This window comes from Streptomyces sp. NPDC046303, assembly GCF_055588085.1.
Genome location: NZ_JBVJFA010000006.1, coordinates 67,865 through 93,130, shown reverse-complemented (window position 1 = coordinate 93,130; position 25,266 = coordinate 67,865). Strand labels below are relative to the sequence as shown.

The 25,266-nt window shown below is 74.0% G+C and carries 18 protein-coding genes; 15 read left to right on the top strand and 3 right to left on the bottom strand.

The window, feature by feature from the left end; translation table 11 throughout:
- Positions 1–66: 66 nt before the first annotated feature.
- Entirely contained in the window at positions 67–369 is a 303-nt protein-coding gene (locus tag ACZ6I1_RS08480) for a WXG100 family type VII secretion target (protein WP_469284609.1), read from the bottom strand.
- A gap of 629 nt (positions 370–998) precedes the next feature.
- On the opposite strand from ACZ6I1_RS08480, the gene ACZ6I1_RS08475 reads away from it, so the two are divergent.
- The 7 genes from ACZ6I1_RS08475 (at position 999) to ACZ6I1_RS08445 (ending at position 12,159) form a co-directional block, all read left to right on the top strand.
- The gene (locus tag ACZ6I1_RS08475) at positions 999–1,433 is read left to right on the top strand and encodes a guanyl-specific ribonuclease (protein WP_469284607.1); all 435 of its coding nucleotides are present in this window, start codon (positions 999–1,001) and stop codon (positions 1,431–1,433) included.
- A gap of 79 nt (positions 1,434–1,512) precedes the next feature.
- Positions 1,513–3,018: a PE-PGRS family protein gene (locus ACZ6I1_RS08470; RefSeq protein WP_469284604.1), complete on the top strand. Its 1,506-nt coding sequence runs from the start codon at positions 1,513–1,515 to the stop codon at positions 3,016–3,018.
- Positions 3,019–3,177: 159 nt separating this feature from the next.
- On the top strand, positions 3,178–5,364 hold the full coding sequence (locus tag ACZ6I1_RS08465) for an endonuclease (RefSeq protein ID WP_469284602.1): 2,187 nt from the start codon (positions 3,178–3,180) through the stop codon (positions 5,362–5,364).
- Between the two features lie 116 nt (positions 5,365–5,480).
- A complete protein-coding gene (locus ACZ6I1_RS08460) occupies positions 5,481–8,465 on the top strand; it encodes an AfsR/SARP family transcriptional regulator (protein ID WP_469284600.1) in 2,985 nt (994 codons plus the stop codon).
- 131 nt (positions 8,466–8,596) lie between these two features.
- On the top strand, positions 8,597–9,262 hold the full coding sequence (locus ACZ6I1_RS08455; RefSeq protein ID WP_469284598.1) for a response regulator transcription factor: 666 nt from the start codon (positions 8,597–8,599) through the stop codon (positions 9,260–9,262).
- A 136-nt stretch (positions 9,263–9,398) separates the two neighbouring features.
- Entirely contained in the window at positions 9,399–10,037 is a 639-nt protein-coding gene (locus tag ACZ6I1_RS08450; protein WP_469284596.1) for a Pvc16 family protein, read from the top strand.
- Positions 10,030–12,159: an AAA family ATPase gene (locus ACZ6I1_RS08445; protein ID WP_469284593.1), complete on the top strand. Its 2,130-nt coding sequence runs from the start codon at positions 10,030–10,032 to the stop codon at positions 12,157–12,159. The genes ACZ6I1_RS08450 and ACZ6I1_RS08445 overlap by 8 nt, the downstream gene beginning before the upstream one ends.
- Before the next feature lie 36 nt (positions 12,160–12,195).
- Here the strand turns inward: ACZ6I1_RS08445 and ACZ6I1_RS08440 are convergent, their stop codons facing one another.
- Together ACZ6I1_RS08440 and ACZ6I1_RS08435 are read right to left on the bottom strand one after the other, a co-directional pair.
- Positions 12,196–13,782, bottom strand: a complete 1,587-nt coding sequence (locus ACZ6I1_RS08440) for a peptidoglycan-binding protein (protein ID WP_469284591.1) — start codon at positions 13,780–13,782, stop codon at positions 12,196–12,198.
- Positions 13,783–13,949: 167 nt separating this feature from the next.
- Positions 13,950–15,896: an AfsR/SARP family transcriptional regulator gene (locus ACZ6I1_RS08435; RefSeq protein ID WP_469284589.1), complete on the bottom strand. Its 1,947-nt coding sequence runs from the start codon at positions 15,894–15,896 to the stop codon at positions 13,950–13,952.
- 307 nt (positions 15,897–16,203) lie between these two features.
- Here ACZ6I1_RS08435 and ACZ6I1_RS08430 point away from each other — a divergent pair, with 307 nt between their 5' ends.
- The 8 genes from ACZ6I1_RS08430 (at position 16,204) to ACZ6I1_RS08395 (ending at position 25,252) form a co-directional block, all read left to right on the top strand.
- A complete protein-coding gene (locus ACZ6I1_RS08430; RefSeq protein WP_469284588.1) occupies positions 16,204–17,805 on the top strand; it encodes a phage tail sheath family protein in 1,602 nt (533 codons plus the stop codon).
- A gap of 58 nt (positions 17,806–17,863) precedes the next feature.
- Positions 17,864–18,307, top strand: coding sequence for a phage tail protein (locus tag ACZ6I1_RS08425; RefSeq protein ID WP_469284586.1), 444 nt, complete (start codon positions 17,864–17,866; stop codon positions 18,305–18,307).
- Positions 18,307–18,789, top strand: coding sequence for a hypothetical protein (locus tag ACZ6I1_RS08420; RefSeq protein ID WP_469284584.1), 483 nt, complete (start codon positions 18,307–18,309; stop codon positions 18,787–18,789). The genes ACZ6I1_RS08425 and ACZ6I1_RS08420 overlap by 1 nt, the downstream gene beginning before the upstream one ends.
- On the top strand, positions 18,786–18,929 hold the full coding sequence (locus ACZ6I1_RS08415) for a hypothetical protein (protein ID WP_469284582.1): 144 nt from the start codon (positions 18,786–18,788) through the stop codon (positions 18,927–18,929). The genes ACZ6I1_RS08420 and ACZ6I1_RS08415 overlap by 4 nt, the downstream gene beginning before the upstream one ends.
- A 2,687-nt stretch (positions 18,930–21,616) precedes the next feature.
- Positions 21,617–22,147 (top strand): hypothetical protein, encoded by a 531-nt coding sequence (locus tag ACZ6I1_RS08410; protein WP_469284579.1) that lies wholly within the window; start codon positions 21,617–21,619, stop codon positions 22,145–22,147.
- A gap of 84 nt (positions 22,148–22,231) precedes the next feature.
- A complete protein-coding gene (locus ACZ6I1_RS08405) occupies positions 22,232–22,669 on the top strand; it encodes a phage tail protein (RefSeq protein WP_469284577.1) in 438 nt (145 codons plus the stop codon).
- Position 22,670: 1 nt separating this feature from the next.
- Positions 22,671–23,396 (top strand): CIS tube protein, encoded by a 726-nt coding sequence (locus ACZ6I1_RS08400; protein ID WP_469284575.1) that lies wholly within the window; start codon positions 22,671–22,673, stop codon positions 23,394–23,396.
- Complete coding sequence (locus tag ACZ6I1_RS08395; protein WP_469284573.1) at positions 23,393–25,252, top strand: VgrG-related protein; 1,860 nt, start codon at positions 23,393–23,395, stop codon at positions 25,250–25,252. Before ACZ6I1_RS08400 ends, ACZ6I1_RS08395 begins: the two co-directional genes overlap by 4 nt.
- The last annotated feature ends 14 nt before the right edge of the window (positions 25,253–25,266 follow it).

The window sequence follows — 25,266 nt, the reverse complement described above, 5'->3', positions numbered from 1 at the left end:
CGCCTGCCCTCCTTTGACGTCGCTCCCCGACGCGGCTGCCCCGAGGCTGTCAGCGGGGCCGGGAGATCAGGGAGTTACGCCACCCGGCTTGAGGTTCTCCGAGATCGTGTTGAGGCTCGTGTGAACCTTCTGGCCGTTCTGGTGGATCGCCTCGGCCAGCGTCTGGAACGCGGTGGCGGCGTTGCCCGGCCACTGGCTCCCGATGCCGTTGACGGTGCCCGTCAGGTGGCCGAAGAGGCCGGTGACGGCACCGGGCAGGGACGCGGGGTCCGCAGGGGCCGGCGCTGCGGCGTGGGCGGCTGGAGCAAAGGTGACGCCGCTCACGGCGGCCGCAGTGACGGCGGTCAGCACAGCACGCTTGATGATCATGACTGGTTCAACGCGGCCGTACCGCCGGGGTTACGGCCACGCCGCCCCTTCAGCCCCATGACCGCGCCGTGCGGGCGTAAGACCGCCGGTCAGCGGGCAGGGGGCAGGGGGCAGGGGGCACCGTCGCGGCCTTCTGGGTGTGTCGGAAGTGCTCTGACTCGGCAGCCGAGTTCGGCAACTGGATCGCTGGGCGATCCGCGGCGGAGCCGGCCGAACCGTTCACCTTTCGGGGTCGGCGCGGACCGTGTGCTCCGGCTGGAGGACGACTTCGTGTGCGTCTTCTGCGGCAGCGATCTGCCGGAGGCGTGGAACGTGGATCCCACCGCGTGATGGCCGAGGGGCACAGCCACTCCTTGGCGGCCGCGACGAGGACGGTCGCCTGGTAGCGGACCGCGCGCAGCTTCTGGCGGGTGCGCGCTGGGGCGGCCTCGTCCGGGATCGTGGAGGGGATTGCGCGGCGGCGCAGGCAGGAGGCGCGGTTCGAGGGCGAGGTCGCGCACACGGCCCCAGGTGCGGCTGGACGGCCGGCGCACACGTCGTCGTCACATCGTGCGCATGAAGTTAACGTCCGGAAAATTGAAGGGAGTTGGGCTTCCAGGGTCTGCTCTACGCGCGTCATCATGAGGGGCATGAGAATCCCCCCACGCATATCGGCCATCGGCGGCGCCGCCGCCCTCGCCTGGACCCTCCTCCTCGGCGCCCCGGCCGGCGCAGCCGTCGCCCCGGCCTCCGCCTCCGCCTCCCCCTCGGCCTCGGCCCCGGGCCTCTCGGCGGCTGCCGTCGGCAACATCTGCTACTCCAGCCTCCCCTCCCAGGCCCACGACACCCTCCGCCTGATCCAGCAGGGCGGACCTTTCCCGTACCGCCAGGACGGCAGCGTCTTCCAGAACCGCGAAGGCATCCTCCCGGCCCACGCCCGGGGCTACTACCACGAGTACACGGTCAAGACCCCGGGCAGCAGCACGCGGGGTGCGCGCCGGATCGTGACCGGTGAGTCGTACCAGGAGGATTACTACACCGCCGACCACTACGCCTCGTTCAAGCTCGTCGACCGCGGCTGCTGACCGAGCCACTCCCACCAACCCCCGGTCCGCGGCCGGTCGCCCCACGTCAGCCGGCCGCGGACCGGGCAGGATGGCGCCCATGACACTCGACGCGTGGGGGAAGCCGGTTCACGGCTGGGACTTCCTGGGCTACAACCGGGCGGCGCCCGTAGACCTCCTGATCCGGCTGCTCGACATCGAACCGGGCTTCCTGTGGCGGGAAGACCTGCCGTCGGCCGTCATCGACGCCGCGGTCGTCCACCCGGACCCGCACGTACGCGGCCTGGTCGTGGAGGCGCGGCACGAGCTGACCGCGGACCAGTGGGGGCGGCTGCTCCGGGCGGAGACGAGCGGCGCGCGGCGGGCCCTGTTCGTGGAGAGAGCCGTGTGGGCGCGTGTGACGCTGCCCGCCGCGGCGTACGAGGCGCTCGCCGCCGACGGTTCGCCCCTCGTCCGGGCCGGGGCCGCCCGGCTGCCCGGACTGCCCGAGCCGCTGCTCCACGCTCTCGTCGGCGACCCCGTTCCCGCCGTCCGGGCCGCCGCCTGCGCCCCCGCCTGGTCCCGCCTCTCCCCGTCCGTACGGGAGGGACTGCTCACGGACCCCGACGAGCACGTCCGCACGGCCGCTCAGCTGCGTCACCACCAGGACCACCCGGTGGACGAGGCCGGCTTCGCACGGCTCGGCGGCACGGAAGGCAAGGCCCTGGACTCCTGCCGACTGGAGCCCGAACTGTCCGCGCGGCTCGCCGTCCACGAGGATCGGGACGTACGGGAGAGGCTCGCGGAGAACGCCCGCCTCGACCCGGCGGCCGTCGCCGTCCTCGCGGAGGACGAGGACGAGTGGATCCGGCACGCCGTGGCCGTCCGGGCCGACCTGACCGAGGAGCAGCGGGCCGCCGTACGCGTCACCTTCGAACCGCACGACGGGCGCCCCATGGTCCTGCCCTGGGTCGCCGCACTCCACGACGACCCGGAGGCCATGCGCCGGCTCGCCGCGTCCAGCCATCCGTACGTACGCGGCAGCGTCGCCCGCGCCCGGCACCTGCCGCCCGATGTCGTCGAACGGCTCGCCCGCGACGAGGACCGGGTCGTACGGCTCTTCCTCGCCGAGTCCTGCGACGACGCGCCGCCGGAGATGCTCCTGGAGGTCTGGCAGTGGTGGACCGGCAGCTTCACCTTCCCCGGCCGGCCGCGCACCCACCCGAACTTCCCGCGCACCGGACTGCTCCGCTACGCCACCGATCCGAATCCGAGGCTGCGCCGACTCGCCCTGGACGACGCGGAGTCCACGCCCGAGCTGGTCGAGGACTTCAGCCGGGACGAGTCGGAGGAGGTACGGCAGGACGCGGCGCAGGACCCGCGGCTCACCTCCGCCGCGGCCGTCCGCCTGCTCGACGACCCGGAGGAATCGGTGCGGGTCCGCGCGGCCCGGAACCCCGCACTCCCCCAGGACGTCCTGCTGCGGCTGCTGCGGGACAGGAGCACCGCACGTGACGCGGCCGCGAACCCCGCCCTGCCCGTACCGGTGATGCACCGCATGGCCGACCTGCTGGCCGAACCGGTCGCCGAGACCTCGGCGGGGACGGCGGCTGCATCCACGCGCTGAACGCTCACGCCACTCCCGTCCCCGCGTTCCCGAGGGAGCGTCGCTGTTCGCGCCGGCCGGTACGACTGGGCGGTCCCCCGGGCCCTGTGCACATACTGGAACGAGGGGACAATTCCGACGTCTGAGCGCGGAAGCGTGCCGCCGAGGAGGCGAGCGCACATGACAGTGGAGCAGTTGTCACGGGTCGACAAGGGTTTCCTGGCTCAGGTGGAGGATGCCAGTCGGCGCTACGCAGCCCGAACCGCGGAGCGTGACGGCCATCGGGAGGCGCTCGAGCAACACGGCATCCTGTATGCCGACAGCCGGGAACGGGTCAACAAGCGGCTGGACCGTCTGGGCGTCGACTGGGCCATGGCCACAGCGGTCGAGCGGACACCTGCCACCGCCACGACCGGCACGAGCCTGGATCTGGACCGCGAGTTGGTCAGCCCCGACCTGCTGGTGCTCGAACGGTTCATGGGCCGCAACGATCTCATCGGAATCGACTACCTGGAAGGCGGTTTCCTCGCCTCCCGCTCGGTCGGCCGCATCACCGTCCGGAGTCCCGACTCGTCCCACCACGGCACCGGTTTCCTGGTGTCTCCGTCCTTGCTGATGACGAACAACCACGTACTGGGCTCGCCCGAAGAGGCGGCGGCCGGGGTCGTCGAGTTCAATTTCCAGGCAGGCCTGGACGGGCGGCCGAACGTTCCGGTCGTGTTCCGGCTCGATCCACACCGCTTCTTCGTCACCCACCGTGACCTCGATTTCACCGTGGTCGCGGTCTCGGAACGCTCCCGAGACGGTCAGCCCCTGGCGTCCTTCGGGAGACTGCCGCTCAAGGAAGCCCAGGGCAAGGCCGTCATCGGCGAACTCGTCAACATCATCCAGCACCCCAACGGCGAGCCCAAGCAGCTCGCCCTCCGGGACAACCAGATCGTGGACGTGCTGGACGACTTCCTGCACTACTCGGCCGACACGGCGCGCGGCTCCTCGGGTGCTCCGGTATTCAACGACCAGTGGGAGGTCGTGGCACTGCACCACGCGGGTGCCCCGCGCAAGGACCGTGACGGCCACGTGCTGGCCGTCGACGGGACCCGCTGGCGTCCGAGCATGGGCGAGCACCGGGTGGACTGGAAGGCGAATGAGGGCGTGCGGGTCAGCCGCATCCTCGGCATGATCCAGCAGTTCCCCCTGTCCGGCGCCGCCGCGGCGCTGCGGACGGAACTGTTCGCGGCCGGCTCGTCCCTGCACCCGCACCCCGTGGAGATCTCGCCGCCGGCGGTCCTGACGGACCGGGCGACGGACGGGGGTGCCGAGCAGCGCGCCGCGGCAGGATCCGGATCCGTCCGCTGGAGCGTCCCCCTGCACATCAGCGTCAGCCTCGACTCCGACGCCGTGCCGCCCCGGGCCGAGCCACCTGCCGCGCCACCGGTGCACCGCGCGGCCGCCCCCACGTACGCCGGGTCGCCGGCCGGGATCGGAAGCATCGACGGTCAGTCGCCCGCCGAGCGGGACCTGGCAGCCGCCCTGGTCAACCTCGCGGCTTTCAGCGCACGCCCCTACTACGACGAGGCCGCGGACCGGACGGCACGCGACGCCTACTACGCGGGCATTCACGTCGGAAACCCCACAGCCCTGCGCCTCGCACTCACCCAGCGTCTGGAGTCCACGCACGAGCGCCGGCCGGCGTACAAGCCGATGCGTCTGCTCTACCCGTGGGTGGACAAGCAGCCTGACGAGAAGCTCCACGGCATCTACTCGGGCAAGGGCTTCTCCCCCGAGGAGCTCATGGAGGCCGACGCGGCGATGGAGGCCGCCCGGATCGGACGCTGGCAGGAGTTCATGCTGCACGAGAGTGCGCCCGGCCCGGAGGCCATCGAGGCCGAGCTCGACCTCCTGGAGGCGTCGCTGCCCTTCAACTGCGAACACGTCGTGCCCCAGTCCTGGTTCGCCAAGAAGGAGCCGATGCGCGGAGACCTGCACCATCTCTTCACCTGCGAGCCCCCGTGCAACAGCTTCCGCGGAAACATCCCCTACTTCGACTTCCTGGACTTCGAAGAGGTCATCATGCAGGGCTGCGGGCGCCGGGAGCCGGAGAAGTTCGAGCCCTCGAAGGGCAAGGGGCCGGTCGCCAGGGCGACCCTCTACTTCTTGCTCCGCTACCCGGGCAAGATCGGCGACGAGGCGCGCGAACTCCAACGGGGCCGCCTCGAGGTGCTGCTGGACTGGCACCGGGACCATCCGGTGGGCCTCTACGAGCAGCACCGCAACGCGGCGATAGCCGAGATACAAGGCAACCGCAATCCGCTGATAGACCACCCGGAGTGGGCCGAGCAGATCGACTTCGCGGGGGCGTGGCCCTGACCTGACGGTCCCGTCGTGGAGGTGGTGGCCGGATCCGGACGCTCCGTTTACTTGCGTCTGTGAAGATCGTTCTCCTCGGGGGATTCGTCCTACTCATCGCACACAGGGGGGCCGCCTTGAGCGCTTCCGATACACCGCGTTTCTCGCTGCTCGGGCCGGTCCAGGCCTGGCAGGGCGAGGAGCCGATCGCGCTCGGGCCGCCGCAGCAGCGGTTGCTCCTGGCCATGCTCCTGGTGCGGCGGCCGGGGGTCTGCGAGCTGGATGAGCTGATCGACGGGATCTGGGGCGAGAACAGCCCCAGAACGGCCGTCGGCACGGTCCGCTCGTACGTGTACCGGCTGCGCCAGGCGGTGGGGACGTGCCTGGCCACCGAGGGGCGGGGGTACACGCTCGGCGTACCGGACAGCGCGGTGGATCTGAGCGTCTTCGAGGCCGAGGTGACGCGGGCCCGCGCACGGGTGGCCGCCGGGGACCTCGGCAGCGGGGCCGAGCTCCTGGAGCGCGCGTTGCGCCGGTGGCGCGGGGTGCCGCTGGCCGGCCTGCCCGGCCCGTTCGCCCGGATCCAGCGGGAGCGGCTGGCCGAGCTGCGGCTGTCCGTACTGCTGGAGCGGCTGGAGTTGGACCTGGCGCGGGGACAACATGCGCGGCTCGTCCCCGAGTTGTCGGTGCTGTGCGCGGAACACCCGCAGCACGAGAGGCTGCGGAGCCTGCGCGCCACGGCCCTGGAGCGGTCGGGCCGGCCGGCCGAGGCCCGTGGGGTGCCGGCGTCGGTGACCGTGCCGGTTCCGGTGACCGTGCCGGTTCCGGTTGCGGAGCCGGTTCCGGCGCAGGTGCCGGTGCCTGCGCCTGTGCCTGTGCCGCAACCGGTCGCACTTACGGTGGAGAGCGCGAGGCCCGGCGCCGGGGGCGGCTCGCGCCGGGGCCCCGTACCGGTGGCGGCGGCGCAGCCGAGCGGCGAAAGCGGAGCCGCACCTGCCCAGTTCGCCGGCGCACTGCCGCCTCCCGCTCAACTCCCGTACACCACGAGTGATTTCACCGGCCGCAGCCAGGACACGCAGGACCTCCTGCGCGCACTGCGCCCGAACGGCGCCGAGACGGTGGTGATCTCCGCCGTCGGCGGGATAGGCGGCGTCGGCAAGACCACTCTCGCCCTGCACGCCGCACACCTGTTGCGCGAGCACTTCCCCGACGGGCAGCTCTACGTCAACCTCTTCGGCGTACGGGAGGATCCGGCGCGGCCCGACCGGGTGCTCGCCGCCTTCCTGCGGGCCCTCGGCGTCCTGGACTCCGCGATTCCGGAGCGCATCGAGGAGCGCGCCGCCCTCTACCGTTCCCGGCTGGCCGGGCGCCGCGTGCTGCTCGTACTCGACGATGCCCGCGACATCGCGCAGATCGAGCCGCTGCTGCCCGGATCGTCCGCCTGCGCGGTCCTGGTGACCAGCCGCAGCACCCTGCCGGAGCTTCCTGCCGCACTGCGCATCCGGCTCGACGTGCTGGCGACGGCCGATGCCGTGACCCTGCTCGGCCGGATCCTGGGCGAGGCACGAATCGCGGCCGAACCCGCCGAGGCCGCGGCCCTGGCCGAGCTGTGCGGCGGGCTCCCGCTGGCGCTGCGGATCGCCGCTTCCCGGCTGGCGACCCGGCCGGGCTGGTCGCTCGCCGCATTCCTTGAACTGCTGGAGGGCCGGCGCTCCCCCTTCTCCGCCACGGCGGGCGGCGAGGACGGGGTGGAGGCCTGTTTCCGGCTGAGTTACGAGCTGCTGGGCGCCTCCGAGGCCCGGCTGTTCCGGCTTCTGGCGGTGCCCGAACAGGAGGACGCGGACGCCGCGGACGCGGCGGCACTCGCCGGGCTGACGCAGGAGCGGGCCGAGGAGCACTTGGAGCGGATGACCGACCTGGGGCTCCTGGAATCCCCTGCTCCGGGCCGGTACCGCTTCCACGACCTCCTGCGGGCCTTCGCGCGCGCCCGCTCGGCGGAGGAGGACGGCCCGCGGGACCAGGCGGCGGCCCTCGCCCGGCTCTGCGACCACTTCCTGGCATCGGCCCGCAACGCGTACGCCGTCGAGCGTCCCGGCCATCCGGTGGCCCGGCTGCTCGTCCCCACCGTCTCGGAGGGCACCGCCGCCTCCGCACCCGGGCAAGGACAACGCCTGTTCACGGCGCGGCACCAGTCCGTCCTCGCGGTCGCCGTGCAGACGGTCCGGGCCGACCCCTCGTACGTGGCCCTCGCCGCCGACCTCGTCCTCGCCCTCGACCCGGTGCTCGACGGCGCCTTCCTCTGGAGGGCGATGGTGGAACCAGCCCGTCTGCTGCTGACGGTGTCACGCGAGCAGCGGCAGACCCGGGCGGCAGGCCGTCTGGGGTACATGCTGGGCGGGGCGCTGTACCAGCTCTCCGAGCTGGACGAGGCCGAGCGGGTCCTGCGCGATGCGGAGCGCGATGCGCGTGACGCACGGGACGCGGAGGTCCTGACGGAGATCCACAACTGCCAGGGGCTGGTGTGGTTCGGGCGGGGCGACCACGAACGGGCGCTGACACTGCAGCGGCAGGCCGTCGCGACCGGTGAGCTGTGCGGCAACGGGTGGGGCGCCGGCAACGCGCGCATCTGCTGCGCCGTCACGCTGGCTTCCGCCGGGCGGCTCGACGAGGCGGCCGAGTACGGCCGGAGCGGCCTCGCCTCGGCACGGGCGTCGGGAGACGTCTTCCGGCAGATCTACGCCCTGTACGCGCTCGGCGGCATCGCCCGGCTGCAGGGGCGGCCCGACGAGGGGATCGCGGGTCTGCGGGAAGGTGCGGAACTGGCCGCCCGCCACCACTACTCCGCCTTCGAGGTGTTCCACGTGCTGGAGGAGACCTTCTGCCACCTCGCGGCCGACCGGCCCCGGGACGCGGTGAAGACCAGCGAGCGGGGTGTGGAACTGGCCCGCGCCAAAGGCTGGTTGTTCGCGGAGGCCCGGGCGCTGCGGCTGCTCGGCACGGCGCTGGCGGCCCTCGGAGAGCGCGGCCCGGCGCGGGAGCACCTCACGCGTGCCGTCGCGCTCCTGGAACCGCTCCGGCCGCCCGAGGCGGCGGAGGCACGCGCCGTCCTGGACTCCCTGTAGGGCCCGGCCGGGCCCCTTTCCGCGGCCGGGCCGTGCCGCCCGTTGCGCGGCACCCATCGATCACCCACGCGCTGTTGATCGCCTTCCCCCACCGTGGCGGAGCAACGTCGAACGGGGAAGGGAGACCACGGATGCAGGGAACGACCAACCGCATCACCGTGACCATCCACGCCACGGATCCGCTCAGCCGGGCCGGGGTGGTCAGTCATCTTCAGCACACACCGACCGTGGAGGTCGTGTCGCGGTCCCGGGCGCGCGACGGGCTCGCGCCCGCCGCGGCCGTGGCCGTGATGCTCATCGACAGGATCGACGAGGAGTCCGCGGCCGAACTGCGCCGCGTGCTGCGCGGCGGGGAGCAGCGGGTGGTGCTCATCGCCGGCGAGCTGCGCGAGCCCGACCTCCTGACGGTGGTGGAGTACGGCGTACGGGCCATCGTGTGGCGTCACCAGGCCACCGAGGAAACGCTGGTCAAGGCCGTACGGCAGGCCGCGCACGGGGAAGGGGTGCTGCCGCCGGACCTGATCAGCCGAGTGCTGGGACAGGTCGGCCGGCTGCGCCGGTCGGAGACCGCCGCGGCCTGCTCCGGGACGGGCGGGGCTCCGATGTTCGGCATGGCACCGCGTGAGACGGACGTCCTGCGGCTCCTCGCCGAAGGGCTGGACACCCGCCAGGTCTCCGAGAAGCTCGCCTACTCCGAACGGACCGTCAAGAACATCCTGCACGCGCTGATGACCCGGCTGCAGCTGAGCAACCGGGCCCACGCCGTGGCCTACGCGCTGCGCGAGGGCTACATCTGACCGGGCCGGGCCGGGCCCTTCGCTCCGCGCCGCCGCCGCGCGGCGCGGCCGTCCGTCCGCCCCCGTCCGTCCGCGGGCATGCGCCCGCTCTCCGCCGTGCCCGTGAAGGCCCGGCCGTACAGAGGAACCACATCACATGATCCACGAGATCGACGAGGCGCTGCGACGTCTCCTGCGCCGCGGAGCGCTGCCGCAGGGGACGGGCGAGATCGCCCTCGAGGCCCCCACCCGGGAGTGGGCGGCCCGCCGCAACGCCCCCACTCTCAATGCGTACTTGTACGACATCCGCGAAGACGTGTCCCGCCGGGAGCGCGGCGCGTACGCGGAGCGGGACGAGAACGGGATCGTCCGGCGGCGACGGCAGCCGCCGCGCTGGTTCCGGCTCTCCTACCTGCTCACGGCCTGGACCGCGCGGCCCGAGGACGAGCACCGCATGCTGTCCGCGGCGCTCGCGGCGCTGCTGCCGTACGAGGCGCTGCCGAAGGAGGACGTCCCGAAGTCCCTGCGGCCGCTCCGTGCGGCGATCGCATTGACCGTGGGCGTTCCGCCCGCGGAGTCGCGTTCCCTCGCGGACGTCTGGTCGGCGCTCGGCGGCGAGCTCAAGCCTTCGCTCGACGTTGTGATCACCCTGCCGTTCCCGGTCACGCCCACTTATCCGGTGGGGCCGCCGGTCACCGAGGGCATGGTGGTCGCCGTACGGGGGAACACGGGCACACCGGACGACTCCCGGCCCCGGATGCACCGTACGGCGCTGCGCGGGAGGACCGGTGAGTGAGGCGGTGCACGCGGATGTCCTGCTGGGGCGGCTGGCGGCGCTGAGGGAGTTGGCGGCGGAGCTGGTCGCCCGGCGCTCGGTGGAGGATCCGGCGGCCCACGATCCGCTGCGCGGGCTGTACGTCTCCCAGGAGGCGGCGCTGCGCGCGGGATCCGGCGACGGGCCGGACTCCGGGGTGGTCGTGGCCGGCGCGGTGGCGGCGGCGTGGCGTGAGCCCGACGGCGGGTCCGGCGGCGGGTCCGACGGCGGCTCCGGCGGCGGATCCGGCGGGGCGTCGGACCGGCTGGGCGCCCTTGTACGGGACTTCGGGCTTTCGGCGCTGGACCTGCGGATCCTGCTGGCGGCCCTGGCCCCCGATGTGGACCGCCGGTTCGAGCCGCTCTACGGATACCTGAACGACGATGTCGGGCGGCGCCGGGCCTCGGTGGCGCTCGCCCTCGAGCTGGCCGGCAGCGCCCCCCACCTGCCGCAGGCGCGGGCCCGCTTCCACGCCTCGGCGCCCTTGATCGCGGGCGGGCTGCTCGGCCTGGAGGACGAGGACCGGCCGCTGCCGGGGCGGGCGCTGCGGGTTCCGGAGCGGATCGTGGCCCATCTGCTGGGCGACGACAGCCTCGACGGGGAACTGTGCCGCGCGGGGGTGGCCCTGCTGGCGCCCACCACGGCGGCGCCGGGGACGCCCGCGCCGGTTCCGGCGGATCCGGCCGGTCCGGCCGCCCTGCTGGCCCGGTCGCGGCGGCCGGTCACCGTTCACCTGCGGGAGCAGCGCGGCGGGGGCTGCGCCGCCTCGGTGGTCAGGGCGCTGCGGGCGGCGGGCCGGCCGGTGCTGCTGTACCGGCCCCGGACGCCGGAGCCATGGATCGGACCCGTCCTGCGACGCGAGGCCCGGCTGCGTGGATCCGGTACGGCGGTGGTGGTCGGCGCTCTGCCCGAGGACCCCGGCCGGCTGATCTCCTCGATCGCCGCGCCCGACATCACCTCGGTGTTCACCGGGCACGAGCCCTGCGACCCCGACTGGGCGTCGGAGGTGGCAGGAGTCTCGCTGCTCGCCCTGGAGGACATCGCGCCAGGGGCCGGGGCAGGGACCGGGGAAGGGGCCGGGGCGGGAACGTCCGTCGACCGTTGGCGTGCGGAGATCCCGGGCTTCGACGGCTCGATGGCCGACACCGTCGCCTCGTACCGGCTCGGAGAGGAGCAGATCGGGGCGGTGGCGCGGACCGCTCGGGAGCTCGCCGCCTTCGAGGGCGTCGCGCTCGATGCCCGGCACGTGCGGCTCACCGCGCGCCGGCTGTCGGCGCCCCTGCTCGGCCGGCACGCCCGGCAGGTGCGGCCGGCCGTCGGGTTCGCCGACCTGGTGATGCCGGAGTCGCCCCGCTCCCGGCTGGTGGAACTGGTCGGGCGGGCCCGCCACCGGGACGTGGTCCTCGGCGACTGGCGGCTGCGGACCGGAGGCGGACGCGGCCGGGGGGTCGTGGCCCTGTTCGCCGGGGAGTCCGGCACCGGAAAGACCCTCGCCGCCGAAGTCGTGGCGGGGGAACTCGGCCTGGACCTCTACGTGGTGGACCTCTCCTCGGTGGTCGACAAGTACGTCGGTGAGACCGAGAAGAACCTCGAGCGGATCTTCGTGGAGGCGGACCGCACCGACGCGGTGCTCCTCTTCGACGAAGCGGACGCCGTCTTCGGCAAGCGCTCGCAGGTGCAGGGCGCCCACGACCGCTACGCGAACCTGGAGAGCGCGTACCTGCTGCAGCGACTGGAGTCCTTCGACGGCATCGCCGTCCTCACCACCAATCTGCGGACCAACGTGGACGAGGCCTTCACCCGGCGGCTGGACCTGGTGGTGGACTTCCCCTTCCCCGACGCCGAGCTGCGGGCCCGCCTGTGGCGCGGCGCGCTGGCCGGGGCGCCGACCGAGCCCGGCATCGAAGCCGAACTCGACCGCTGTGCCGAGGAGTTCGAACTCGCCGGCGGCTCGATCCGGTCCGCCGCCCTCACCGCGTGCTACGCGGCGCGGGTACGGGGCGCGGGGACGGTGACCGCCGAGGACGTACGGGACGGGGCCCGGCGGGAGTACGTCAAGGCCGGGCGCCTGGTGCCGGGGGAGGCAGAGGCCTGGACTGTGTGACGCACCCCGCCGCCCCGGCCACCCCGGCCACCGGCATCAACGCCCGGGCCGTCCCGTTCCGTTGACGGAGCCTCCGAGGAGGGCGTAGATGGTCCGCGTGTCGGCGACGCCCGTCACCGGCAGCTGTACGGCCTGCTGGTACTCGCGGACCCGGTCGCGGACCCTCGCGTCGTAGGTGGTCGGGGCGGCGTTCTGGCCGGCCGACGTGAAGTAGTTGACGCCGAGCTGGGCGAAGGACCGGTCCGCCTGGAGGTCGTTGTCGGAGATGCTGGCCTGCGTGGCCCAGCGCAAGGCGGCGTCGAGCCGGGTGACGTCGAAGTTCCGCGATCCGGCGGTCAGCCGGTCGTCGGTGACCCCCTGCATCCACAGGGAGGTCAGCGTGGCCCGGCCGAGCGTGCCGAGCGGGTCGGTGGCGGTCAGGGCGCGCGTCGTCTTCTGGTCGGCCATCACGGCCTTCTGGTAGCAGATGAGCGAGGCCTCGGTCGGCGCGTCGATCACCCCTTCCTTCCACTGTCCCTTGAGGGTGCAGGCGTTGTTGCCGAGGGCGGCCAGCCGCAGCTGGGCGAAGTGGACCACGACATCGGCCTGGTAGCCGGCCCGCCAGGGCGGTCCCTGCTTCGCGGCCTGCGGGCTGCCGGCCGGAGGCGGCGCTGCGCCACCCCCGGCCGGCGGGGTTCCACCGCCGCCGCCTCCCCCGCTTCCGCCCCCGCTGCCGCCGCCGGTCCCGCCACCGCCCGCGCCGGTGTCACCGCCGAGGGGCGGGCCGCCGGGGAGCGCCGGGTCCGCGGGCGGGTTGGGGGCGGTGGGCAGCGGGCTCTGGGCGCCCAGCGGGCCGGGCAGCACCGCGCCGGCCTCCGTCTTCATCTCTCCGGCGGCCGAAGCCACTTTCGGGGAGAAGCCGAACCAGAGAGCGGCGAAGGCGACGGCTCCGGCGACGAGCAGTCCTCCCACGAGCAGCGCCCAGCCGGGGAGCACGGGGCGCTGCTCGAAGTCGCCGGTGAGCTCCAGGTTCCCGGCCTCCCCCGAGCGGCGTACCGTCACGGTCGTCCGGTGTGCCTCCGGGCGTCCGGTCCAGGAGATCTGCTGGGGCCGGATCTCCAGGTCCGCGAAGACCACACGGCCCGGAGCGACTTGTACCGAGCCGGGACGGATGTCGAAGGTGAGCCGGCCGGACTCGTCCCGCGCGGTGAGGGAGGCGGTGAGCGGAGTGTTGCCGAGGTTGTCGACGGCGATGGCGGCCCGGCCGCGGAAGCGGGCAACGAGCCTCGGTGGCACCAGTTCGGCGCGCAGTTCCGTGAAGGGGGCCACGGTGACGCGGCCCTCGAGGACGTCCCGCAGCTGCGGGTGTTCGCGTGGTTCGACGAGAATCCCGTACGGGGCGGGGCCGGCGGGCGCGTCGGACGTACGGGGCGGCGCGAAGGTGATCTCGGCGGTGCCCTCGCTGCCGGGGTAGAGCCGCAGGGTGTCGGGTTCGATCCGGGCCCATCCGGCCGGTTCGCCCACGATCGAGAGCCGGTATTCCTCCACCGTGTCCCCGGTGTTGCGTATCCGCAGGCGGGCCGTGGCCTGGCCGCCGGGGTCGACGGCCACGGCGGCCGGATCGAGAGTGGTCCACATCGTCATGCGGGAAGGCTAGGTCGCGGGGGCATGCGGCCGGTGCCCGAAAGTACCGGATCGGGGGCACGTCCGACTGCCCGTACGCACATCGGAGACGCCGGCGCTCGACGCAGACCCCGGCCGGGCGGCCGGGCGGGCGGGCGGGCGGAGGGGCCGGCCTGCGGCGGTGGGCGTCAGCGGTCGGCTGTCGGCGGGGCCGGCTCCGCGTGCCGGGCGAAGAGGCGGACGAGCGGATGGTAGCGGTAGCTGCCCGAGGCACCGGGCCGCAGCAGGCCGGAGTCGACGAGTTCGTCGAGCGCATCCGCCGCCTGCGCCGCGCAGGTCCCGGTCATGGCTGCGGCCTCGGCGTGACCGAAGCCGTCGGGCGCCGCAGCCGTGCCGCTCAGAGCCCGTACGGCGGGCGGCGAAAGCAGTTCCCGGCAGCGGTGGAACCGGTCCGCGACGGCTGCGCCGTCCGCCCTCAGCTCCGCGAGCAGGCCCGGTCCGTCCAGCGACGCCAGGGCAGCCGCCGGGAGACCGGGATCCAGCCGCAGCCGCCGGCCGGCCAGGTACAGGGCGAGCGGCAGTCCGGCGCACCGGCCGGCGAGTTCGCGAAGCGCCGCGGTCTCCTCACCCCCCGGGTGCCGGGGTCCGGCGGCCGCGGTCAGCAGCTCCAGGGCGGCCCCGTCGGCGAGTTCCGCCAGCTCGAGCCGGTGCGCTCCCGGTACGACGAGGCCGCCCCCGGTGCTCGTGACGAGCGCGGCGCATCCCGGGGTCCCGGGCAGGAGCGGCAGCAGCTGGGCGGTGTCGCGGGCGTCGTCCAGGAGGACGAGGACGCGCCGCCCGGCCAGCAGGGAGCGGTACAGCGCCGCCCGGGCCTCGAAACCCTCCGGCACCGCGAGTCCGGAGACACCGAGGGCGCGTACGAGACGGGCCGGCGGCTCCGCGCTGTCACCGCGGAGGCAGGCGCGGAGCACACCGTCGGGGAAGGCGTCGCGGACGTGCCGGGCCACGTGATCGGCGAGGGCCGTCTTGCCGATGCCCGGCATTCCGGTGAGGACGGCGACGGGCACGGCGGCGGGGGCGCCGGTGAGCACCTGTGCGAGCAGGGCGGTCTCCGCCGCCCGGCCGGTGAAGGGGACGTCCGGGGCGGGCGGCGGTTCCGGTGAGAGCGGTGGCCGTGCGTCGCCGCCGGGGATGCGCAGCCGGCGCTGTTCGCGCTGCTGCCGAGGGCCGTCGGGACGGTGGGGGGCTACTGGGTGGCCGGCGCCTCCGGGGTGGCCGGCGCCTCCGGGGTGGCCGGCGCCTCCGGGGCGGTCGGCGCCTCCTGGGCGGTCGGCGCCGTGGTCGCCTGTGGACTTCAGTCGCCGGTGCAGGGCGGTCAGTTCGGGCCCGGGCGCCACCCCGAGTTCCAGGTCGAGGATCCTGCGGGTGCCCTCGTACACCGCCTGCGCCTCGCCGGCCCGGCCCGCCCGGTGCAGGGCCAGCATGAGCAGTCCCTGGGCCCGTTCGCGCAGGGGATGCTCGGCGGCGAAGGCGCGCAGGGCGGCGACGGCCGCGATGTCCCGGTCCAGGCCGAGTTCCAGGGCGCCGTGGAAGTGGTCCTCGCGTGCGTTCAGCCACAGTTGGGTCAGCCGGTCCCGCTGGGCCTCGGCGTGCGGGCCGGGCAGTCCCGCGAGCGGCGTGCCCGACCAGAGTCCGATGGCGTCCGAGAGGGTGCGGTACGCCTCCCGGGTGGCGCCGGCGGCGCGCAGCCGGTCGGCGGCAGCGAGCCCCCGCTCGAACTCGTCGATGTCCAGCAGCGGTTCGGGCAGCCGCAGGGCGTAGCCGTCGGGGGCGGACACCAGCAGGCGGGCCGGTGCGCGGGCGGGGCGGTGGGGTTCGAAGAGGGTACGCAGCCGGGAGACGTACGTGCGCAGCGTGCCCACGGCGCGCGGCGGCGTCCGTTCACCCCAGAGGGCGTCGAGGAGTTCGGCCATGGGAGCGGTCCGTCCGCGCCGCAGCAGCAGTACGGCGAGCAGGGCCCGCTGCTGGTTCGACCCGAGGGCCAGCGATGCCCCGCCGGGTGCCCGCGCGGTCATCGGCCCGAGCAGCCGAAACCGCAGCCCGGCGGCGTCTCCCGCCCCCTGCTCCTGGCCCACGGACACCCCATTCCCCCGCACAACGGTCGTAGGGAACGTTACTTCGGCCCTGCGTCGCGTGTACGGGCGGGCAGCCCGGGCTGCCCCCGACACCGTCCGCCCGACCCTCCCGACGGGGTGCCTGCGTCCGGCAAGGTCAGTCTGACCAGCGGAAACCGATCACGCCGGCGGGGAGGTCCGCCATCCACGCACACGAGACGCCGCAAGCCGGCCGGGACGACGAACACCGCTCGGCCACCCGGCGGCCGCCCGCCCGTGAGGAGGCGGTGCCGCGACCATGTGACCAGTACAGCAAGGAGATCACCGCGTGCCCACCTACCTGTCCCCCGGCGTCTACGTAGAGGAAGTCGCCGGCGGGTCCCGGCCCATCGAGGGGGTGGGGACCTCCGTCGCCGCCTTCGTGGGGCTGGCCCCCTTCGGGCCGCTGAACGAGCCGACGCTGGTGACCAACTGGTCCCAGTACGTGGCGGAGTTCGGTGACTTCACGGACGGCTGCTACCTGGCGCACTCCGTGTACGGGTTCTTCAACAACGGTGGCACGGCGGCGTACGTCGTCCGTGTCGGCGGCGCCCTGGCGGGGACGGACGCGGCCGTGGAGCCCGCGGCCGCGGCGACCGGGCCGCAGGCGGTGACCGCCGGCGAGGCCGTCGCCCTCGGCGCGTTCAAGGTGGCGGCCCTGACCGCGGGCACGGCGAGCGGCGGGGCCCTCACCGTGGTGGTCCAGGACGTGGAGGGCGACGGCGCGGCCGACCGCTTCAAGCTGCTGGTCAAGGACGGCGACAGCGTCCTCGAGGAGTTCGACGTCAGCGCGAAGAAGTCGGCGCGCACCTACGTCGTCACCCAGGTCCGCCAGCGGTCCAAGACGATCGTGGTCGAGGAGGCGGCGCCCGGTGTCCCGCAGGCCCGGCCCGAGGCGCAGACGCTGACCCTGGCGCCGCCCGCCCCCGCGCCCGCCGTCGCGCAGCGCGCCGCGGCCACGCCGGCCGCCCCGGCGGGAGGGCTGGAGTCGGCGCAGTTCATCGGCGACTCCGCCGACCGCACCGGTTTCGGCGGCCTGGAGGCCCTCGACGAGATCAACATGGTGGCCGCGCCCGACCTGATGGCCGCCTACCAGCGCGGCCTCATCGGCTTGGAGCAGGTCAAGGCAGTACAACTCGGCATGGTCGCGCACTGCGAGCTGATGGGCGACCGGATGGCGGTCCTCGACCCGCCGCCGGGCCTCAATGCCCGCGACATCCGCAAGTGGCGCATGGAGGTGGCGGGTTACGACTCCCGCTATGCCGCCCTCTACTACCCGTGGATCAAGGTCTTCGACCCGTCGAGCGGTCAGACCAAGGTGGTTCCGCCGTCCGGCCACATGGCGGGCGTCTGGGCGCGCAACGACGCCGAGCGCGGCGTGCACAAGGCCCCGGCGAACGAGATCGTGCGCGGTGCCGTCGACCTGGAGCTCCAGATCACCCGCGGTGAGCAGGACCTGCTCAACCCCGTCGGTGTGAACTGCATCCGCGCGTTCCCCGGCCGCGGGATCCGGGTGTGGGGTGCGCGCACCCTGGCCTCCGACCCGGCCTGGCGGTACCTGAACGTGCGGCGCTACTTCAACTACCTCGAGGAGTCGATCCTGATCGGCACCCAGTGGGTGGTGTTCGAGCCCAACGACCAGGCGCTGTGGGCCCGGATCCGCCGCAACATCTCGGCCTTCCTGGTCAACGAGTGGCGCTCGGGTGCGCTGTTCGGCCAGCGGCCCGAGGACGCGTTCTACGTGAAGTGCGACGCGGAGACCAACCCCGTCGAGTCCGTGGACCTCGGCCGGGTGGTGTGCGAGATCGGCATCGCGCCGGTGAAGCCGGCCGAGTTCGTGGTCTTCCGGCTCGCACAGTTCTCCAGCGGGGGCGGCGAGTTGGAGGAGTAGCCCGTGATCCCCCGGCCGACAGCCCGCCCCCACAGATGCGTACAAGGAGCAGCCCCGTATGTCCCTTCAGCCCGGTGACGCGCTCACCTCACACAATTTCGGCCTGCAGATCGACGGCGTCATGGTCGAGTTCCTCCAGGAGGTCAGCAGCCTGTCCATGGAACAGGACGTGATCGAGTACCAGCAGGTCTCGGCCGACGGCCGCCCCGTCATCAAGAAACTGCCCGGTGTGAAGAAGGCCGGGCAGTGCACGGTGACGCGCGGCGCCACCCAGTCCAGCGCGTTCACCGAATGGATCACCGCCTCCATCAACGGCGACATGGGTTCTGCCCGCAAGAACGCCACCATCATGATGATGGACTACCAGGACAATCCGGTACGCCGGTACAACCTGCGCAATGCCTGGTGTTCCAAGGTGGAGGTCAGCTCGGTGAAGGCGGGCGCCGCCTCGGCGCTCACCGAGCAGGTCACCATCACCTTCGAAGAGCTGGTCATCGAGTAATGCGGCGCCAGGGACCGGGGGCGGGGCCGGCAGCAGCGCTGGGACCCTCGCCGGACGCGCAGGCGTCCGGCGCTGCCCACGCCACGGGTGGCGGAACGGGTGTGCGTGAGCCGCTGCGCACGGAGTTCGAGTTCGAGCTGCCGCGCGGCTTCGTGGACGAATCGGGGACGGTACACCGCAGCGGCGCCATGCGGCTGGCCACGGCCCGGGACGAGCTGGTCCCGCTGCGGGACGTGCGGGTACGTGAGAACCCGGCGTACCTGTCGGTCGTCCTCCTGGGCCGGGTGATCACCCGGCTGGGCACGCTGGCCATCGTGCATGACGGGACGGTGGAGAACATGTTCGCCTCCGATCTCGCCTTCCTCCAGGACTTCTACCGGCGGATCAACGCGGAAGGGCACACCCGCGCGGCGGTCTCGTGCCCGCACTGCGAGGGTGCCTTCGAGGTCGAGCTGGCCGGGAGCCGCCTGGGGGAATCGTGACGTACGCGGCCGACCTGATCGAGGAGGAGACCGCGTACCTGGCCTACCACTTCCACTGGGACTTGGACGCGATCCTCGATCTGGAGCACGCGGATCGGCAGGCGTACGTACGGCGGGTGGCGCAGTTGACGGAGCCGTAGCGCGAGCGCGGGACCACGAGGAAGCAGCGGAAGGAAAGGGGAGGGACATGGGGCTGTTCGGGCGGCGGAGGCGCGAGCGGGTGGAGGCGGCGGGGGCGGCGGTGCCGGTGCCGGTGCCGGCGCCTGTACCCGTGCCGGCGGACGGTGGGTGGGCGGCCACGGCTCCGGTCCAGCGGGTGCTGGGAGTACCGCGGTTGACGGCCGACCGGGATTTCGGCGCGGCTCTGGCGACGCGGCAGCCCCTGGCCTTCAACGGCGGGATCGGGCACGCGGTGGTCCCGTCGGCCCCATCCGGCCTGCTGCTCGACGCCGTCACCCCCGTCCCCCCGGGCCCGGCACCGCTTCCGGTCTCCCCGTCCCTGCAACGCCTGCCGGTGGCGGGTGCGGTGGCGCCGGGTGCGGCGGTCTTGCCCCGTACCCCGGCTGCGCCGGCTGCTGCGCAGACCAGGCACGTCGGGTCGCTCCTGCCGGGCGGGTCCGTTCCGGTGGGCGAGTCCGTGTCGACTGGTGTGTCGGCGGCTGCGCCGGCTCGGCTGGGCGGCCAGATGCCGCGCGGCGGGCCGGCCCCGGTGGGCGAGCCCGTGCCGACGGACGTGCCTGTGCCCGCGCCTGTGTCGCCTTCGCAAAGCGCGTCGGTTCCGGCGAATGGTGAAGTTCCCGCGCCTGCGCAGGCTCCGCGGAAGGGGTCGGCTACAGCGGGCGCGTCTGCACCGGCTGGTGCCCCCGCGCCGACGGCTGCGCCGACCGCGCGGGGCGGGTCGCTCTCGCCCGGCGGGCCGGTGCCGACCACCCGGCCCGCATCGCCTCCCCCAGGCGGGCCGGTTCCGGCCGACAGTGGAGTTTCGGCGACGGTGCAGGCTCCGCGGAAGGAATCAGCTACGGCGAGCGCCTCCGCACCGGCTGGTGCCCCCGCGCCGACGGCTGCGCCGACCGCGCGGGGCGGGTCGCTCCCGCCCGGCGGGCCGGTGCCGACCACCCGGCCCGCATCGCCTCCCCCAGGCGGCCCGGTTCCGGCCGACAGTGGAGTTTCGGCGACGGTGCAGGCTCCGCGGAAGGAATCAGCTACGGCGAGCGCCTCCGCACCAGCTGGTACCCCCGCGCCGACGGCTGCGCCGACCGCGCGGGGCGGGTCGCTCCTGCCCGGCGGGCCGGTGCCGACCACCCGGCCCGCATCGCCTCCCCCAGGCGGCCCGGTTCCGGCCGAGGGTGGAGTTTCGGCGACGGTGCAGGCTCCGCGGAAGGAATCAGCTACGGCGAGCGCCTCCGCACCAGCTGGTACCCCCGCGCCGGCGGCTGCGCCGACCGCACGGGGCGGGTCGCTCCTGCCCAGCAGGTCGGCGCCGACCACCCGGCCCGCATCGCCTCCCCCAGGCGGCCCGGTTCCGGCCGAGGGTGGAGTTTCGGCGACTGCGCGGGCTCCGCGGGATGGGTCGGCTACGGCGGGCACCTCCGCACCGGCCGGTGCGTCCGCGTCGGCGGCTGCGCCGATCACGCCGGGCGGGTCGGCTCCGGCGGGCCGATCTGCGCCTGCGTCAGTGGTGCCTGCGCGGAGTGGGGGGCTCCGGCCCGGGCTGAGCCCGGCGGTTGCGCCGGACTCGCAGGTGTCGGCTCCGCCCGGCCGTGTTCCGCAGGCCTCGGGAGCGGCACAGGCCGCTCCCGGTCGTGAGCCTGGCACCGCTTCGGGAACGGCGCCGGCGCACCCGGTTCAGCGTCGTGCCGTCCCTGGGGCGGAGCCCGCACCGGCCGTGGTCGCGCCTCGTCCGGGCCCTGAGCATTCCCCCGGCGGAGCCCCGGGGCCGCTGACCTCGACGCCGGCGGCTCCCTCGTCCGGTGTACAGCGATCCGCGGCCGGGTCAGCGCCGGGTTCGCAGCCCTCCCCCGCCGGGTACGCGGACTCGGGTACGCCGGTTCGCTCCGCCCGGGCGGCCGTGACGCGAGCCTCCGTGGACGCGTCGCCGCCGGTCGTCGTTCCGGCCGCCGGCGTCACCGACGTCCAACGCGCTTCCCGCGCTTCCAAGCCGGGAGCGCCCCGTACGGAGATGCCGGATCGTGGGCCGAGGGTCGTGCCCGAGCCCGTGGCTCCGTCGGCGGTCCCGCCCACGTCCCGTCGCGGCGTGCCGTCGGTCGAGTCGTCCCCTGCCCCGTTCGTGACGCCGGGCACGCCGGTGCCTGCTGTTCCACGCACCTCCGTGCCGATGTCCGTCTCTTCGGACGTTCCGGCGGTGGTTCCTCCCGCCGTTGCCGTCGGCAAGCCCGTACCCGTCGTCGTACGACCCGAGACGCCGTCGGACGCGCGGGCCCTGCCCGCCGTCCAGCGCGCGGCGACCGCGCCGGCCTCGCCGCTGACCTCCGCGCCCCGGCCCATGGTGCCGTCGCGGACGGTGTGGCCGGTCGGTGCCCCAGTCGTCCCCGTATCCGTTCCTCCCCCAGGGACGGGTACGGGGACTCCCGAACCGCCGATTCCGGAAGCGCCTGCCCCCTCCCCGCCCGCGGCGGCTGCGGGGACACGGAAGCCGCTCGTACGGCGTGTCCAGCGCGCCGAGGCGCAGGGGCTCCCGACCACGGCGCGCCGGCCGCTGATCGGTGCCCCGATCAGGCCGACGCCTCCGGCATCCGAGCAGCCGCTGCCATCAACTCCTGCGCCTGCCCCCGCACCCGCACCCGCACCGATCCCGGCTACCCGCCCGGTGGCCCCGCCCCAGCCCCTCCCGTCCGTACGGATACCCGGGCCCCCGATCCAGCGGGCTCCCGCAGCTCCGGCCCTGCTGGCCTCCGGCTCCCCGATCGCCCCTGCGGGACCCATCGCCGAGCCGGACACCCTGGCACCCGCCGCGCTGCACCGGACCACGACCGCACCGGCCGGTGCGGCCCCCCTTCCGCTTGCCGTCCTCACCCCGCACACCTCGCACACCTCCCGCACACCACCCGCACCGGCCCCGACACCCCCGGCACCCCCGAACCCCGTCCCCGTGCAACGGATTCCGTCCATCCCCTCCGCACCGGCCATCCCGCCCCCGGCCGCCCCCGTGCCGGTGCAGCCCGCTCCGGGCACCCCTCCCCCAGTCACGGCAGCACCCGTACCCACCCCCGAGCCGGCCCCGCCGGCCCAGGCCGAACTCGACGCCCTCGCACGGCGCCTCGTCGCGCCGCTCTCGCGGCTGCTGCGCGCCGAGCTGCGCGGGGACCGCGAACGCCTGGGTCGCCTCCGCGACCGCTGACCGCTGACCGCTGACCGCCGCCGCCCGGCCGGGCAGCGCCCCAACCCCCGACCCACGAACCGAACCCCGAACAGAGAGTCCCGCATGCCCACGCCACCGGACGCCGGCTCCACCGTCTTCTTCAAGCTCAGCATCGACGGCCAGAACCTCGGCCTGTTCAACGGCTGCGACGGGCTCTCCTCCCAGGTCGAGGTCGAGCAGCACCAGGAGGGCGGGAACAACGGGTTCGTCTGGCAGCTCCCCACCCGTGTCACCTTCTCCACCATCCGCCTCACGCGCCCCCTGACCGCCGACACCGCCCGCGTCGCGGCCTGGATCTCCTCCCTCGCCACCGGTATCACCCGCCCCACCGCGCAGATCGCCGCCCTGCGCGCCGACGGCTCCGTCGTGGCCCAATGGGGGCTGGTGGAGGTGCTGCCGGTGCGCTGGACCGGGCCGACGCTGAACCCGGCCAGCCCGTCCGTCGCCACCGAGACCCTGGAGATCGCGCACCACGGGTTCACCGACGCCGGAGGGGTCTGACGTGCCCGCCCCCACCGGCGGCCGCACCGCCGCAGGGCTTTCGCGCGCCTCGCTCGCCATCCACCAGCCGCCCACTCGGCTCGGCGGCTCGGCCGGCGGTCTGATCGGCGAGGTCCGCTTCCAGTTCAACCCCCGCCAGGTCCAGCTGTCCCGGTCCGCGCACTGGCGCAGCGAGCCCGCCGTGGCGTACATGCGCGGCGCTCCGGCGAAGTTCACCGGCGTCGACCCGGCGCAATTGCGTGTCGAGGTCTTCCTCGACGCTTCCGGCACCCCGGGTGCGGGCACCGTCCAGAGCCAGGTGGAACTGCTGCTTTCGTGCTGCGAGGTGACCGAGCAGAGCATCGGCACCAGGGCCCCGTCCCCGCCCTGGGTGAAGTTCTCGTGGGGCTCGTTCAGCACGGTGCAGCTGACCGCGTTCGTGACGAGCGCGAGCGCCACCTACACCCTGTTCAGCCCCAACGGTACGCCGCTGCGCGCGACGTGCTCGATGGCCCTGACCGAGATCCCGACCGAGTCCAAGGGCCAGAACCCGACCTCCGGCGCGCTCTCCGTGCGCCGGGTCCACCGTACGGTCGCCGGTGACACGCTCGCCTCCCTGGCCTGGCACGAGTACGGGGACCCGACCCGCTGGCGCCTGATCGCCGAGGCGAACGGCATCGACGACCCGATGCGGCTGCGTCCCGGAACCGAACTCCTTCTCCCCGCAGGCTCGGAGCGTGCCGCATGAGCGAACACACCTTCACCACCCTCCTGCACGTCCAGCTCGGCGGCTCCCTGCTGCCCGACCCGCTGGCGGCCCTGCTGACCGAGGGCTGGGTGGACGCGAGCGTGAACGTACCCTCCGCCTTCCAGCTGACCTTCACCGACGGCGACGGCACCCTGACCCGGCTCTACCCGCAGCTCACCGTCGGCTCCCAGGCGGTGATCAGCCCGTTCACCGACGGGATCCGCGGCAATCCGCTGATCACCGGGGAGGTCACCGCGCTGGAGGTGGACACCGAGCCCGGCGGCGGCCGCCGGCTCGTGCTGCGCGGCTACGACCCCGGCCACCGGCTGCTGCGCAACCGGCGCGTCGCCGGATACCCGCAGATGACGGCCTCGGACATCGTGCGGAAGCTGGCCGCGCAGTGCGGCCTGGCGCTCGGCCGGGTGGAGGCCACCCCCACCGTGTACGAGCTGGCCACCCAGCCCGGCATCACCGATTGGGACTACCTCTCGCGGCTGGCGGCCGAGAACGACGTCCGGCTTTCCTTCGACCCCGACGGGAAGCTCGACTTCGCCCGCCTCGCGCCCGCCGCGGGCGCGCCCGCGGACACCACTCCGGCGCTGCAGAGCCCGTACGTCCTGGAGTTCGGCCGGAACACCCTGCAGAGCCGGATCGCGCTGACCTCCGCCGACCAGGTGGGCCGGGTGACCGTGCGCGGCTGGGACATGACGGCCAAGCGTCCCCTGGCCGCCTCGGCGGTGTCCGGTACCACCCAGGACATCATGGCGGACGTCACCTCGGCGCAGCTGACGGCGGCGTTCGGGAAGGCGGAGCTGGACGCCACGCGGGTCCCGTACACGACCCCCTCGGAGGTCACGCACGCCGCCCGGTCGATCGCCGACGACGTGGCCGGGTCGTTCGGGGAGCTGGAGGTGGCGGTCACGGGGAATCCGGGGCTGATGCCGGGCCGGCCCGTCGCGGTGAAGGGCGCGGGATTCCCCTTCGAGGGCAAGTACACGGCGACCGGCGTCCGTCACGTCTTCGCCTCGGGACAGCCGTACGTCACCTGGCTGACCGTCTCCGGGCGGCAGTTCCGCTCGCTGTACGGGCTCGCCTCGGGCGGCGCGGGGGGCGGCGAGCCGGCGGCGCCGCTGCCGGGGGTGGCGATCGCGCTGGTCACCAACGTCAAGGACCCGCTGCGCCTGGGCCGGGTACGGCTGCGCTTCCCCTGGCTGTCGGACACGTACGAGAGCGGCTGGTGCCGGGTCGCGCAGTTCGGCGGGGTCGGCGGGGGCGGTCTCCTGCTGCCGAACGTCAACGACGAGGTGCTGTGCGCCTTCGACCGCGGCTCCCTGGAGCACCCGTACGTACTCGCCGGGCTCTACAACGGCGTGGACAGCGCGACCCGCGAACCCGACGGGATCGCGGCGGTCGACCCGGTCTCCGGTCAGGTCAACTGGCGTTCGGTGACGGCACGCAGCGGACACACGGTGGAACTCCTGGAGCGGACCGGGGCGGCCCGCGCCTCCAGCGGCATCCGGCTGCGGACGGGCGACGGCGCACTGACCGTGCAGCTCGACGAGGCGAAGACCACGCTGACCCTCACCAGTGACGGCACGGTCACCATCCACGGCGCCCGCGGGGTCGAAGTGGACTCGGGTGGCGATCTGACGCTGTCGGCGACGGGCGCGCTGAACCTCAGCGCGGGCCGCGGACTGCACCTGAAGGCGGGCCTCGGCATGGACGTGAAGACGAGACTCGGCGTCGACGTGCAGACCCCGGGGCGGGTGGCGGTGCAAGCGATCGGCAACGTCGGGATCACCGCCGCCACGGTGTCGCTGATCGGCGTCACGACACGCAACGGGGTGCCGTTCTAGAGCGCCCGTACGAG